This is a genomic window from Serratia grimesii NBRC 13537, from assembly GCF_001590905.1.
Taxonomy (GTDB): domain Bacteria; phylum Pseudomonadota; class Gammaproteobacteria; order Enterobacterales; family Enterobacteriaceae; genus Serratia; species Serratia grimesii.
In genome coordinates, this window is sequence record NZ_BCTT01000006.1 from 582,021 (window position 1) to 594,908 (window position 12,888).

Annotated in this window: 15 protein-coding genes and 2 tRNA genes; 12 read left to right on the plus strand and 5 right to left on the minus strand. The window is 51.2% G+C overall.

The window, feature by feature from the left end:
* Positions 1–28 precede the first annotated feature (28 nt).
* Positions 29–949, minus strand: a complete 921-nt coding sequence (locus SGR01S_RS09320) for a dihydrodipicolinate synthase family protein (protein ID WP_061807285.1) — start codon at positions 947–949, stop codon at positions 29–31.
* 208 nt (positions 950–1,157) lie between these two features.
* Entirely contained in the window at positions 1,158–2,003 is an 846-nt protein-coding gene (locus SGR01S_RS09325) for an AraC family transcriptional regulator (RefSeq protein WP_037419554.1), read from the minus strand.
* A 283-nt stretch (positions 2,004–2,286) separates the two neighbouring features.
* Here SGR01S_RS09325 and SGR01S_RS09330 point away from each other — a divergent pair, with 283 nt between their 5' ends.
* Genes SGR01S_RS09330 through SGR01S_RS24335 form a run of 5 tightly spaced genes read left to right on the plus strand, consistent with a single transcriptional unit; the run spans position 2,287 to position 6,074 of the window.
* Positions 2,287–3,234 carry a 4-hydroxyproline epimerase gene (locus tag SGR01S_RS09330; protein ID WP_061807286.1) on the plus strand — a complete coding sequence of 316 codons (948 nt, stop codon included), beginning with the start codon at positions 2,287–2,289 and terminating at the stop codon, positions 3,232–3,234.
* Entirely contained in the window at positions 3,234–4,358 is a 1,125-nt protein-coding gene (locus tag SGR01S_RS09335) for an NAD(P)/FAD-dependent oxidoreductase (protein WP_061807287.1), read from the plus strand. The genes SGR01S_RS09330 and SGR01S_RS09335 overlap by 1 nt, the downstream gene beginning before the upstream one ends.
* Positions 4,355–4,615 (plus strand): (2Fe-2S)-binding protein, encoded by a 261-nt coding sequence (locus SGR01S_RS09340; protein ID WP_061807288.1) that lies wholly within the window; start codon positions 4,355–4,357, stop codon positions 4,613–4,615. The genes SGR01S_RS09335 and SGR01S_RS09340 overlap by 4 nt, the downstream gene beginning before the upstream one ends.
* Positions 4,608–5,870: an NAD(P)/FAD-dependent oxidoreductase gene (locus SGR01S_RS09345; RefSeq protein ID WP_061807289.1), complete on the plus strand. Its 1,263-nt coding sequence runs from the start codon at positions 4,608–4,610 to the stop codon at positions 5,868–5,870. The genes SGR01S_RS09340 and SGR01S_RS09345 overlap by 8 nt, the downstream gene beginning before the upstream one ends.
* A gap of 48 nt (positions 5,871–5,918) precedes the next feature.
* Positions 5,919–6,074: a hypothetical protein gene (locus SGR01S_RS24335; RefSeq protein WP_165392859.1), complete on the plus strand. Its 156-nt coding sequence runs from the start codon at positions 5,919–5,921 to the stop codon at positions 6,072–6,074.
* Positions 6,075–6,131: 57 nt separating this feature from the next.
* Here the strand turns inward: SGR01S_RS24335 and SGR01S_RS09350 are convergent, their stop codons facing one another.
* Positions 6,132–6,491: a hypothetical protein gene (locus SGR01S_RS09350; protein ID WP_061807290.1), complete on the minus strand. Its 360-nt coding sequence runs from the start codon at positions 6,489–6,491 to the stop codon at positions 6,132–6,134.
* 463 nt (positions 6,492–6,954) lie between these two features.
* On the opposite strand from SGR01S_RS09350, the gene SGR01S_RS09355 reads away from it, so the two are divergent.
* The gene (locus SGR01S_RS09355) at positions 6,955–7,269 is read left to right on the plus strand and encodes a hypothetical protein (protein WP_061807305.1); all 315 of its coding nucleotides are present in this window, start codon (positions 6,955–6,957) and stop codon (positions 7,267–7,269) included.
* 226 nt (positions 7,270–7,495) lie between these two features.
* Positions 7,496–7,927, plus strand: coding sequence for a hypothetical protein (locus SGR01S_RS09360; protein ID WP_037419569.1), 432 nt, complete (start codon positions 7,496–7,498; stop codon positions 7,925–7,927).
* A 16-nt stretch (positions 7,928–7,943) separates the two neighbouring features.
* On the opposite strand, the gene SGR01S_RS09365 is transcribed toward SGR01S_RS09360, so the two are convergent.
* Together SGR01S_RS09365 and SGR01S_RS09370 are read right to left on the minus strand one after the other, a co-directional pair.
* Entirely contained in the window at positions 7,944–8,285 is a 342-nt protein-coding gene (locus SGR01S_RS09365; protein WP_061807291.1) for a GlpM family protein, read from the minus strand.
* A 115-nt stretch (positions 8,286–8,400) separates the two neighbouring features.
* A complete protein-coding gene (locus SGR01S_RS09370) occupies positions 8,401–8,625 on the minus strand; it encodes a DUF2594 family protein (protein ID WP_020826235.1) in 225 nt (74 codons plus the stop codon).
* Positions 8,626–9,406: 781 nt separating this feature from the next.
* Here SGR01S_RS09370 and uvrY point away from each other — a divergent pair.
* The 5 genes from uvrY (at position 9,407) to SGR01S_RS09395 (ending at position 12,847) form a co-directional block, all read left to right on the plus strand.
* A complete protein-coding gene (gene uvrY, locus SGR01S_RS09375; RefSeq protein WP_037419577.1) occupies positions 9,407–10,063 on the plus strand; it encodes a UvrY/SirA/GacA family response regulator transcription factor in 657 nt (218 codons plus the stop codon).
* Positions 10,056–11,888, plus strand: a complete 1,833-nt coding sequence (gene uvrC, locus SGR01S_RS09380; protein WP_061807292.1) for an excinuclease ABC subunit UvrC — start codon at positions 10,056–10,058, stop codon at positions 11,886–11,888. Before uvrY ends, uvrC begins: the two co-directional genes overlap by 8 nt.
* A gap of 58 nt (positions 11,889–11,946) precedes the next feature.
* Positions 11,947–12,495 carry a CDP-diacylglycerol--glycerol-3-phosphate 3-phosphatidyltransferase gene (gene pgsA / locus SGR01S_RS09385; RefSeq protein ID WP_037419583.1) on the plus strand — a complete coding sequence of 183 codons (549 nt, stop codon included), beginning with the start codon at positions 11,947–11,949 and terminating at the stop codon, positions 12,493–12,495.
* Between the two features lie 145 nt (positions 12,496–12,640).
* A tRNA-Gly gene (locus tag SGR01S_RS09390) sits at positions 12,641–12,716 on the plus strand.
* Positions 12,717–12,773: 57 nt separating this feature from the next.
* Positions 12,774–12,847 (plus strand) — tRNA-Cys (locus tag SGR01S_RS09395).
* The last annotated feature ends 41 nt before the right edge of the window (positions 12,848–12,888 follow it).

Genomic DNA, 12,888 nt, shown 5'->3' on the forward strand with positions numbered 1-12,888 from the left:
CAGTGAGCCGGGCGAGCGAGTGTGGCGATTAGAGGCCGACGTCCGGCAATGCCGGACGGTTTGCCAGCGCTTTTTTGACCACTGCAGTGACGTCGGCAAGCGTATCGCCTTGCAGCGCTAAACGTGGTGGGCGGGTAACTGCGCTGCCACGGCCCACTAGCTCTTCACACAACTTGATGCACTGCACCAAATCTGGTCGCGCATCCAGGTGCAACAACGGCATAAACCAGCTGTACAGCGCCAGCGCTTCCTCAAAGCGTTTTTGCTTCGCCAGGCGGAACAGCGTTTCGCCTTCACGTGGGAAGGCGTTAGACATTCCGGAGATCCACCCTTCGGCACCGACAGCGATGCTTTCCAGTACGACGTCATCCAATCCAGCGAACAACACAAAGCGGTCGCCTACCTCATTACGCAAATCGATAAAGCGACGGGTATCACCAGAAGAGTCTTTAAAGCACACAATATTTTCGCAGTCGACCAGCGACGTCAGGATGTCGGGTGTCACGTCGTTTTTATAAATAGGGGGATTGTTGTAGACCATGATCGGCAGATCGGTGGCGGTGGCAACGCTGCGAAAATGTGTGGCGGTTTCATGGGGTTTGGCAGAGTAGACCAATGCCGGCATGACCATAATGCCGTCGACGCCGACCTTCTGAGCTTCACGCGCCATATTTTGTGCAAAGGCGGTGGTGAATTCGGCGATGCCGGCAATGACGGGCACTTTGCCCTGTGCAGCATCACGTGCGACTTCAATGACTGACAGTTTTTCCTGCATTGTCAGCGACGTATTTTCGCCAACGGTGCCGCAGACCACCAGCCCCGAAACGCCGTCCTTGACCAGGTTTTTGATCACCGTATGAGTGGCGTCGAGATCCAAAGAAAAGTCGCTGCGGAACTGAGTGCTGACCGCCGGGAATACGCCGCTCCAGCTAATGGCTTTATGGCTCATAGTGTTTGTCCTGTCGTCCAAGTTTGTTAATCAATGGTGAATTATTGGTAAAATCCAATCACAGATTGACGTGTATTGTTCGCAGGGGCTTGACGGTTTTCGCCGAATGCCATGACGAAATTGGCACAGTGGTGCAGAGTCTCAGGCGAAGAAAACCCTGACCTTCGAAGCGCCAAAAAGAAATGTATTGGTAATTTAAATCAGTGGGTTATGGCGTAAGTGTGATGCGGAAATCACGTGGTGTAGAGCCGGTCATCGCCTTGAACTGGCGGCTGAATGCGCTGTGATCGGTGTAGCCGCACTGCAAGGCTATGTCGGTAATGGGCAGATCACTGGCCAGCAGTTCGGTGGCTTTTTCCAGACGTACTTTGTGGATCATCTGGCGTGGTGTGAGATGAAAAATGCGTTTGCAGTAACGTTCGATCTGCGCCACAGAAAGCGCAGTGAGCGCCGTCAGTTCCTCGAGAGCAATTGGGCGAGCGTAATGCTGACGAATGTATACGTCGATGGCGGCAAGCCGTTGATAGGCAGGGTGATTAGCTTTGGCCTCCTGAAGATCATGCGAGATGCCCGCCATGCCGATGATTTTGCCCTGAGTATCGTACAGCGCCAGCTTTTGTGTCAGGCACCAGCCGGTTTCACGACCACTGTAAAGGTGCATTTCCAGCTGATCCTGGATCATCACTCCGTGGAGCAGTACACGGCGATCCTGTTCGGTATAACCCGAACCGAGCTGGGCTGGGAACACGTCCGCCGAGGTTTTACCCAGCAGCGGTGTGACGGTTTTAAATCCGCAACGTTTAGCCAGTGTCAGGTTGGCCAACAGGTAACGTGCCTGCACATCTTTGATAAAGAAGACAACGTTGGGAATGGCGTTGAGCAGCGGCACGATCAGCGCCAGTGAGTTGAGCAGGTCATGCAGGGTGTTCGGGCGCTGTTGTGCCAGGCCGTCGCACCAGCGAGAGAGTTGCTCAATGGCAAAAACGTCATCTTCCTGTTCATCAAGAACTGGCCGGGGAGCAGTAATAACCTGATGGTCTTGGGCTAATCGCATAGCAATACCTTTTCCCGTTGAGTGACTCAAATCTGAGGCGGCCGGACAGGCCGTTTTGAAGCGCTTAATCAATATTAACTTTCTTATAACTTTTCAAGCGTAGCTGCCAATTATGCGGATCACCGCATACTTTTGTGCAGTGCTGAACGGGGATCCGGTTAAATGCCAAGGCGAGAATTGTGCTGATTTCTGCATTCCCTGCGCCGAAATGCATCAAGCCGTCGTCAGCATATTCGGTCAGGCTAACTCCATCGGTAACATTTCATTAACCCAGGAGACCCCGATGGCTCTTTCTTCGCAATTCACCCTGCTGCACGCGATCGATTCCCATACAGGCGGTGAGCCAACACGACTGATCGTCGATGGGTTCCCCTCATTGGGCACCGGCAGTATGGCGGAACGCAAGGCACTGTTTGCCCAACACTATGACGACTGGCGCAGCGCCATTATTCTGGAGCCTCGCGGCAATGACGTGCTGGTGGGGGCTTTGCTGTGCGAGCCCTGTTCACCGCAGGCTACCGCAGGGGTGATTTTCTTTAACAACGCCGGTTATCTGGGGATGTGTGGCCACGGTACCATCGGGCTGGTGGCCTCGCTGGCCTATCTGGGGCGGATTGATGTAGGGGAACACCTGATCGAAACCCCGGTGGGTACGGTGAATGCGACGTTGCACACGGATGGCAGTGTAACGGTGGAAAACGTGCCCGCTTACCGATATCGCCGACAGGTTACGGTTGAGGTGAACGGTTACGGAACCGTGGTGGGCGATATCGCGTGGGGAGGGAACTGGTTTTTCCTGATTGGCGAACATCATCTGGCAATCAATACGCAAAATCTGGAGGCACTCACGGCCTTTTGTTGGGCTGTGCGTCAGGCTCTGGAGCTGACGGGGGTCCATGGGGAAGACGGTGGTGTTATTGATCACATCGAACTGTTTGCCGCCGATCCACAAGCTGACAGCCGCAACTTTGTACTGTGCCCAGGCAAGGCTTATGACCGTTCGCCCTGCGGTACCGGCACCAGTGCCAAGTTGGCCTGTCTGGCCGCAGACGGAAAATTGCAGCCAGGAGAGATTTGGCGTCAAGCAAGTGTGATTGGCAGCCAGTTCAGTGGCTATTACCAGCATAACGGCGATCGCGTGACGCCGTTTATTCGTGGGCAAGCCTATGTGTGTGCTGACAGCCAACTGTTGTTAGATGAACGTGATCCCTTTATTTGGGGGATCCGTTAATGGTTGCCGGCAGGCGTGCTGAGGCGATTGTGGTCGGTGCCGGCATCATTGGTGCTGCCTGCGCCTGGCAGTTGGCACGACAGGGGGTTCAAGTCCTACTGGTAGACAACCAGCGTGCTGGTGCGACAGCGGCAGGCATGGGGCATCTGGTCTGTATGGATGATAACCCGGCAGAACTGGCCTTAAGCGCCTATTCGTTGCAACTGTGGCGTAGTGTGGTGGACCGGATGCCGGAAAGCTGTGCCTGGCGCGGTTGTGGTACGTTGTGGCTGGCTGAGCGGGACGATGAAATGGCCATTGCCGAGGCTAAGCGGCAGCGTATGGCGGAATATGAAGTTGCCAGTGAAACATTGAGTGCAGCACAGGTTGCGGGGCTTGAACCTATGCTGCGTTCTGGTCTGGCGGGTGGGTTACGCGTGCCGGGTGATGGCATAGTGTATGCACCTAACGTTGCCCATTGGTTAGTCGCTGATGCTGGGCCCGCGGTCAGGGTGATCACTGGCGAGGCTATCGCGCTGGAAGCACAGTCCGTTGTGTTGGCCAGTGGGGAACGTCTAACGGCGCCGATTGTGGTACTTGCCAGTGGTCTACAGGCCGATAGGCTGTTGGAACAGCCCTTATTACGTGCCAAGAAAGGGCATCTTGCGATCACCGATCGCTACCCAAAGCGGGTGCATCATCAATTGGTTGAACTGGGTTATGGCGCCAGTGCCCATGCCAGTGACGGCACGTCGGTAGCATTCAACATTCAGGCGCGCCCAACAGGCCAGTTGTTGATTGGCTCTTCACGCCAGTTTGATGCTCCAGAGAGTGCCATTGATATGCCGTTATTGGCCGCCATGTTGGCACGCGCGAACACCTTCCTGCCTGCACTGGCGCAAATGAACATCATCCGTTGCTGGACAGGCCAACGCGCCGCGTCTGCCGACGGCTTGCCGCTGCTGGGACCGCATCCCAAACATCGCTGGTTATGGTTGGCATTGGGTCACGAAGGTCTGGGTGTAACAACGGCGCTGGGCAGCGCAGCACTGATTGCGTCGCAGATCCATAATCATCGACCGGCCATTGATGACACGCCTTATCTGGCATCGCGTATGTTTCGGAAAGAGGTGTTGCCAGTATGAACAAAAAACAGAGGTTACTTACGTTAAACCTTAACGGTGAAAATCTCTGCGTGCCGGAGGGGATCACTGTGGCAGCGGCGCTGAGCCTGAGCGGGCAGGACTGGTGTCGTCTTTCTGCCAGTGGTCAATTACGTGCACCGTTTTGTGGTATGGGTATCTGTCAGGAGTGTCGTGTCACGGTGAATGGGATGCGGAAGCTGGCATGCCAGACGCTGTGCCAACCTGGAATGCATATTGAAAGGACCGAGAATGAGTGAGCTCACGTGTGATGTGCTGATTGTTGGTGCTGGTCCGGCAGGGTTAGCAGCGGCTTGCGCTGCGGCAGAAAGCGGCCGATCGGTGTTGGTGCTCGACGACAACCTCCGTCCGGGTGGGCAAATCTGGCGTGATGGACCGAACGTGGCACTACCTGCGCTAGCGCAGCAATACCGACAGGCGGTTGAGGCACAGAGTAATATAACGCTGCTCAACGGCGTCAAAATTGTAGCCCAGTGTGGTCCGCAGAAAATTCTCTACGAAGATGCAACGGACAGTGGCACCGTGGAATTTCAAAAACTGATCCTATGCTGTGGCGCCCGGGAACTGCTGCTCCCGTTTCCTGGTTGGACGTTACCGGGTGTGACTGGCGCTGGTGGCCTGCAGGCGCAAATTAAACAAGGGCTAGCCGTTAAAGGGGAACGGGTAGTTATTGCGGGTAGCGGCCCATTGCTACTGGCCGTTGCCCACAGTGTTGTCGGCGCTGGGGGGGAGGTGATAATGCTGGCAGAGCAAGCATCCGCCCCGCGGATAGCGGCTTTTGCCGGTGGGTTATGGCGTTGGCCTGTGAAGTTACGCCAGTCCTTTGCTCTCTCTAATAGACATTATCGTCCGGGCAGCCATGTGCTGGAGGCGCTGGGTGATCAGCGGTTAAAAGCGGTGCGGATTCAAAAAGGCGCTCGCGTGGTGACGCTGGACTGCGAACGTTTAGCCTGTGGTTTTGGGCTGGTGGCGAATATCGAACTGGCGATGCTATTGGGATGCCATATCGATAATGACGTTATTGTTGTGAGCGATGATCAGCGGACCAGCCAAGCGCATATTTATGCTGCCGGTGAATGTACCGGTATTGGCGGTAGTGAACTGGCGCTGACTGAGGGAGCTATTGCTGGCTATGCTGCAACCGACAATTTGAAGAATGTGCAAGCATTAACGGCGCAACGAGCCAAGTGGCGGCAATTTTCTGATGCGGTGGCGCGAACCTTTGTGCTTAATCCTGCATTGAAAGCGTTGGCGACACCAGAAACGTTGTTGTGTCGTTGTGAAGATGTGGCGTTGGGTGAGATAAATGGCTTGCCTGACTGGACGTCGGCCAAGTTAAGTCGTCGCTGCGGTATGGGGGCTTGTCAGGGTAAGATTTGTGCGACAGCGGCACGCCACTTGTTCGGCTGGCCGTTATTAACGCCACGCATCCCATTAACGCCAGTAAGGGGGGCAACATTGGCGCGGTTGGGGAGGATAAAAACCGACGAATAAGCCTGCTACACTCAGACTGAGTGACTGGAAAAGTTGGGCGGAGAACGGATGACAAATGCACTGATTACGCTGGGGTTGTGCCTGCTGCTAATGCCGCTGCTGTTGTGGTTGATTGGCCGGGCATTATCGGCCGCAAAAGACAAGAAGCCGGAAGAGGGCAAACATAAACCCAAGTCCGGCATGCCGCACGGTGACGATGAATAATCTCCGGCGGCACGCGGTATCAGTGACGGCGTTATGCCAACGGGATCATCGCTATACCTAATACTGTGGCCAGTAATACGTTTTCTCATGCCAGCCTTTGCCGTACATACAGGCTTCTATGGTTGCCGAACGGGCTCCCTCATTACGATCATTTTGTACCGTTTTAAATGAGGGCTGTTTTTCGTAGCGGTAACCGTCTGGGCAGTTCTTCTTATCTTTTTCGCAAGTCTGATATTTGTTTTCGTAGCTAAATTCAACATCTCTCACCACGTCGGGTGGAAAACGCTCGAAGCCACGACCTTTACATTCAGCATATTCAGCATCGCGAGTGGCGTCGCCTGCACCCGGTCTTTCCCATTGTGTACAGGCAGTTAATGTCATTAATGGCAATATAATCAAAAATCTATACGTATTCATGGTGTCCCTAACTCTTCCTTTCGTCCTATACGCACTCTCTAAGAATCTTCTTAGTTGAGGTGGGGTGAGTGTAATGAATTGATGCCAAAAATGGAAATGATAATGGTTATTGTTTAGATGGGGTTGATGTAGTCTTGCCGCTGTCGATCGAAAGTGAGGAGTTTACTGATTATTGAAATAGTCATTGTTTGTGATAATGCCTGCGCTAAGTTATTTTCGGATTTTATATTCCTGCATTTTTAAGATATTTACCTAAGGGTTTATCTTTATTCTTGGTTAAGAAAGGATATTTAAAGTATGTGCAATTAAGTGTGGGATATTTATATTGCTTTTTATGAATTCTCACAATTAAAACTATTATTGAATTTTCAGGTAATACGATTGCAATTCATGTGTAAATTTTCTAGATTCAGGATCGATGGGTGATTGTCATGATGATGAAGACATTAAAGGGAGTTTTATTTTGGCGAATAAACCGGAAGTACCTAAAGGCAGTGCTGGTTTACCTTCATTATCAGATGATTATGAAGGAATGAGAAACCTTTCCGATGTGGGTGATTCATTGGGTTATGGTCGTACTCGTTTTTATCAATGGTGTCGAGGACGAGGATTTCTCACCCTGATGAATGCACCTTCTTCGGAGATGATCAGTGCCGGTTATATGGTGACTGCATTTTCAGAAAATGGCTATTCGCGAGTTTATGTGACAGATAAAGGCTTTAACTATGTAAGTGGCGTTTTTCAAGATGACATTAAAAAGCGTATGGTTAAACTTTAAGGGGATCATAAAAATCCTATCTATTTCAATATAATAACACCAGAATATTCTTATATCGTCAGCCGTTATACCTGAAAAAATGCGGGTCGGCGGAGATGGCCCCATTTCTTCATCCTTCCTCAGCCCACTGGAGGTTATCCTATTTTTCTACCAATAGCGCTTCAATGCTACGGCTGGCGGTTATTCTCTTGCTACTATGAAGATCGTTTTTTTTCAGGAGCTCAGGATGAAGCATTACGCCGCTTTACTCGTTACGACCTTGTTGTTGTCTGGCTGCGCGACCCAGAGCGTTCCGTTGCAACAGGCGGAGTTACCACCCCCAAGCCGGTTGCTGCTTTATCAGAATGTGCCGCAAACGCCATTTGCAACGGTAGTTGTTGTTCGTGACAGTGGAATGTTGGCGGGGAGTTGCCGTACCGGGGTTTATATCAACGGAGAGTTTGCTGCATCATTGGCTGCCAAAGAGAAGGCTGAGTTTCGGGTGCCGGTGGGTAATAACGAAATCAGCATTGGGCAGGATATGATCGAAAACAACCTGTGCATTTGGCGCGATACCAGTGGCCGGTTACCGATGACATTGCGTGCCAGTGAGAGCCGTTATTTCCGAATCGCTGGCGATATGCAACGCGGGTTTGTCCTGCAGGCCAGCAAACCGTGAATCTGGCGGGGTGCAGTCAGCGCCCCTGCCACCAACCCCATAGGGTAACTAATAGCCACGCTGCGGCGATCCAGCACAACACAGCAGCCAACAGTGCCCAAGACAACCTCATGCTGTTGATAAAGCAATATAGTGAGATCAGGTATACCAGATAGGGTAAAACGGCCCACATACCGAAAATCAGCGTGGTTCTCAGCGCTTCTATCGAACGTTCACTGCCGACAATGTAATGAGCAATCAGTGCAAAAGTGGGGAACAACGGCACAAGACCGGCGATATAGTAACTGCGACTTTTGGCAAGCAGCGCAATTAATACCACCATCAACGCGCCGATCAACGCTTTAACCACGATGCCCATATGTTTCTCTGGCGTAAATAAAAATCACATTGCCTGAAATAACCAAGGGAATCAATTCGTCGGAAACAGCAGAGGAAACGGGCCCGCGCTGACGGCAGGCCTGAGGGGCGACAGATTATTGACGGTAGGCGTGCTTAATCTGTTGAATGCTGTTTTTGAAGATTTCGGCCTGGGTCGGATCTTCGATTTGTGCAATAAAGCGTTCCATGTTGATAATGACTTTCCCGGCATCAGCCTGGCCGATCGATTTCAGGATCAGCGTCAGCGTGGCTTTAAGACAGGCGACTTCTGTTGCCAGCGTTTCCGGGTTTGCAGACGTAGTGAAATCAACGTTGCTCATTTTCTCTCCTGATTTTTGAGGCCGAAGCCTGAAACAATATGCATTTTTGATGCGCACCCACACGGGCCTCATTCACTCTGGCGTGCAGATGCGTCTTTAACTGGGCGCGGAGTATAGCATAGCATGCAGAAATGCATCTGCACCGATGGGGCTGTGTTAGCTGGCATCTGGTAGCGGGGACCGGGCGAAGGTTTAGCAGCCGCCGTATTAGGGGACATACTCATTATTGATTAATGCATCGGCAGTTGCTGTCTGAGCTCAGGTTTTCTGGAGAATAATACCTTAGTTATTTTTCAAAACTTAATAAGTATTTGATCGCCAGCTCGCAGTTAACGTGTGCAGTTATTTAAATTATCAATGCTATCCACTTGCTGTGTGTTGCCCGAATGGGAAGGAAATAATTTCTTCCATAATGGTCACCAAGAGGGCAGATAAATGGATGGTTGCTATTTTGTTCATTTTCAATGAATTACAATGGTATTGTATTCGTGTTAATATTATCAGTGTTGCGATTGCTTACACTGATTTTACCTGTGGTTAACCTTTGTCGCTGTATCATGAAGCAAAGGTATGCACTGTAATATTTACATCGCCTATTTTCATCGGCAGGCTAGGCTTTATCGAGCTGTGTTAGTGACTAAAATTCAAAAGTCAGGCCCATTCCGCAAAGTTAATCGAGAGTAAGTATTAATCTGTGTTCATTCTTGTCTGAAAAACAAGTAATATCTCTGGCTATAACAGAGGCTGATTGCGTTACTCCCTTCTTTTTGGAGATTTTTCCTTGATTAGCGTTCTTCTTGTTGATGACCACGAACTGGTGCGCGCAGGGATACGACGCATTCTTGAAGATATCAAAGGTATAAAAGTTGTCGGTGAGGCCCAGTGCGGTGAGGATGCCGTAAAATGGTGCCGTGGCAATGCTGTAGATATCGTTCTTATGGATATGAATATGCCGGGTATTGGTGGATTGGAAGCCACGCGCAAAATTGTACGTTATGCGCCCGACGTTAAAGTCATCATGCTGACTATTCATACGGAAAATCCATTGCCGGCCAAAGTAATGCAGGCGGGCGCTGCGGGTTACTTGAGCAAGGGTGCGGCCCCACAGGATGTGATCAATGCTATTCGTGCCGTACAGGCAGGGCAGCGATATATTGCGTCCGATATCGCCCAACAGATGGCCCTGAGCCAGCTAGAGCCGCAGACGGAAACGCCGTTTAGCTGCCTGTCTGAGCGCGAACTGCAAATTATGCTGATGATCACCAAAGGCAAAAAGGTGAATGAGATCTCAGAGCAACTGAGCCTCAGTCCTAAAACAGTGAACAGTTACCGTTACCGCATGTTCAGTAAGCTGAATATCAGCGGTGATGTTGAATTGACACACCTGGCTATCCGACACGGATTGTTCAATGCGGAGACGTTGTTAAGCAGTGAGTGACCGTTTTGATGCCAAAGCCTTTCTAAGCACCGTAACCAGCCAACCTGGCGTCTACCGTATGTACGACGCTACTGGCACGGTTATCTATGTCGGCAAAGCCAAAGATCTGAAAAAACGTCTCGCCAGCTACTTCCGCCAGCAGGTTGGTAGTCGCAAAACTGAGACGTTGGTTAAAAATATCGCACAAATAGACGTAACTGTTACGCACACCGAAACAGAAGCGCTGCTGCTGGAACATAACTACATAAAGTTATACCAGCCGCGATATAATGTTCTTTTGCGAGACGATAAATCTTATCCGCTGATCTTCCTTAGCGCGGACAACCATCCGCGGCTGGCTGTGCATCGAGGTGCCAAACACGCCAAGGGCGAATATTTTGGCCCATTTCCCAATTCCTATGCCGTACGTGAAACGCTGGCGCTGCTGCAGAAACTGTTCCCGATACGACAATGTGAGAACAGTGTGTACCGTAACCGCTCACGGCCTTGCCTGCAGTACCAGATTGGTCGTTGCCTGGGGCCTTGTGTCGCCGGGTTAGTCAGCGAGGATGAATACCAGCAGCAGGTGGACTATGTGCGTCTGTTCCTGTCGGGTAAAGATCAGCAGGTATTGCATCAGTTGATCGAACGGATGGAAAACGCCAGCAAAGCATTGAACTTCGAAGAGGCGGCGCGCATACGCGATCAAATCCAAGCCGTTCGGCGGGTGACTGAGCGTCAGTTCGTTTCCGGTAATAGTGACGATCTGGACGTGATCGGCGTGGCGTTTGAGGCGGGTATGGCTTGCCTGCACGTGCTGTTTATTCGTCAGGGCAAAGTGTTGGGCAGCCGCAGTTATTTCCCGAAAGTACCTGGCGGTACTGAAATGAGCGAAGTTGTACAAACATTTGTCGGCCAGTTCTATTTACAGGGTAGCCAGATGCGCACCTTGCCGTCCGAAATCCTGTTGGATTTCACCTTGCCGGAAAAAGACCTGCTTGCTGAGTCTCTTTCTGAACTGGCCGGCCGTAAAATCCAGATCCAGAGTAAGCCTCGGGGTGACCGTGCACGTTATCTTAAACTGGCTCGGACCAACGCGGCGACGGCACTGACGACCAAACTTTCTCAACAGTCGACGATTCACCAGCGCCTGGCCGAATTGGCGAAGGTGTTGAACCTGACCGAAATTAACCGCATGGAATGCTTCGATATCAGCCATACCATGGGTGAACAAACGGTCGCGTCCTGTGTGGTGTTTGATGGTAATGGGCCGCTGCGTTCTGAATATCGGCGCTATAATATCACCGGCATTACGCCGGGAGATGACTATGCCGCGATGGCGCAAGTGCTGAAACGCCGCTACGGTAAGGCTCTGGAAGAGAAAAAGATCCCTGACGTTATCTTTATTGATGGAGGTAAAGGGCAACTGGGTATGGCGATTGATGTGTTTAATTCGCTGAATGTAACCTGGGATAAGAACAAACCTTTACTGATTGGTATCGCTAAAGGTGCCGATCGCAAAGCCGGGCTAGAGACGTTGTTCTTTGTACCGGAAGGCGAAGGCATTGCGCTGCCGTCAGATTCGCCGGCGCTGCATGTGATCCAGCATATCCGCGATGATTCGCATAACCATGCGATCACCGGGCACCGCCAGAGAAGGGCAAAAGTAAGAAATACCAGCGCGTTGGAACTGATCGACGGCGTTGGGCCAAAAAGGCGACAGGTGTTGTTGAAGTATATGGGCGGACTTCAACCATTATTGAACGCCAGCGTGGAGGAAATTGCAAAAGTGCCGGGTATTTCACAAGCATTGGCAGAAAAGATCTACAATGCATTGAAACACTGAGGGCAATGTAGCAACATACTCTTAATTCCCACTCCAGCCAGATAGTTACCGTAGCATTATGCAATTGAATATACCGACTTGGCTTACTCTGTTCCGCGTAGTTCTGATCCCATTCTTTGTTCTGGCATTTTATCTGCCGTTCACCTGGGCTCCGATGGTATGCGCCGTTATCTTTGTGTTTGCAGCCATAACCGACTGGTTTGATGGTTTTCTCGCCCGTCGCTGGAAGCAAACCACCCGTTTCGGGGCGTTCCTCGACCCGGTAGCGGATAAGGTGATGGTGGCTGTGGCACTGGTGCTGGTGGCGGAACATTACCACACCTGGTGGATTACTCTGCCTGCGGCGACCATGATTGCCCGTGAAATTATTATCTCGTCACTGCGTGAGTGGATGGCGGAGATTGGTAAACGTAGCAGTGTGGCGGTGTCCTGGATTGGTAAAGTAAAAACCATGGCGCAAATGATGTCGCTGGTTGGATTGTTGTGGCGTCCAGACCGCTCCGTTGAGTATGTATCTTTTGGTTTGTTGTACATCGCAGCGGTGCTGACTTTCTGGTCAATGTTCCAATATTTGAACGCTGCCAGGAAAGATTTGCTGGAACCCTGATCAAAGCGCTGCAAAAATCGTCAAACAAACGTAATGAGCCAACAATTTTATTGACTCATTACGTCAGGTAAGTAGAATGCATCGCATCAGACGGCAGCAGTGATTTGCCGAAAGATAGCAAAAAAATCAGTAAGTTCTGATTGATGCGGGAATAGCTCAGTTGGTAGAGCACGACCTTGCCAAGGTCGGGGTCGCGAGTTCGAGTCTCGTTTCCCGCTCCAAATTTGATAAAGCTGGTGTTTCACGAGCTTTAGCCTGAACAAGGCAAATAGAATTTAGGCGCGTTAACAAAGCGGTTATGTAGCGGATTGCAAATCCGTCTAGTCCGGTTCGACTCCGGAACGCGCCTCCAATTTTCCCGAGCCCGGGTGGTGAAATCGGTAGACACAAGGG

Bases quoted from the DNA above. Each gene is read 5' to 3' on its own strand.
- SGR01S_RS09370 (WP_020826235.1), bottom strand. From the start codon at position 8,625: ATGAGCAACGTTGATTTCACTACGTCTGCAAACCCGGAAACGCTGGCA.
- SGR01S_RS09365 (WP_061807291.1), bottom strand. From the start codon at position 8,285: ATGGGCATCGTGGTTAAAGCGTTGATCGGCGCGTTGATGGTGGTATTA.
- pgsA (WP_037419583.1), top strand. From the start codon at position 11,947: ATGCAATTGAATATACCGACTTGGCTTACTCTGTTCCGCGTAGTTCTG.
- SGR01S_RS09340 (WP_061807288.1), top strand. From the start codon at position 4,355: ATGAACAAAAAACAGAGGTTACTTACGTTAAACCTTAACGGTGAAAAT.
- SGR01S_RS09320 (WP_061807285.1), bottom strand. From the start codon at position 949: ATGAGCCATAAAGCCATTAGCTGGAGCGGCGTATTCCCGGCGGTCAGC.
- SGR01S_RS09345 (WP_061807289.1), top strand. From the start codon at position 4,608: ATGAGTGAGCTCACGTGTGATGTGCTGATTGTTGGTGCTGGTCCGGCA.
- SGR01S_RS09335 (WP_061807287.1), top strand. From the start codon at position 3,234: ATGGTTGCCGGCAGGCGTGCTGAGGCGATTGTGGTCGGTGCCGGCATC.
- SGR01S_RS09350 (WP_061807290.1), bottom strand. From the start codon at position 6,491: ATGAATACGTATAGATTTTTGATTATATTGCCATTAATGACATTAACT.
- SGR01S_RS09325 (WP_037419554.1), bottom strand. From the start codon at position 2,003: ATGCGATTAGCCCAAGACCATCAGGTTATTACTGCTCCCCGGCCAGTT.
- SGR01S_RS09330 (WP_061807286.1), top strand. From the start codon at position 2,287: ATGGCTCTTTCTTCGCAATTCACCCTGCTGCACGCGATCGATTCCCAT.
- SGR01S_RS24335 (WP_165392859.1), top strand. From the start codon at position 5,919: ATGACAAATGCACTGATTACGCTGGGGTTGTGCCTGCTGCTAATGCCG.
- SGR01S_RS09360 (WP_037419569.1), top strand. From the start codon at position 7,496: ATGAAGCATTACGCCGCTTTACTCGTTACGACCTTGTTGTTGTCTGGC.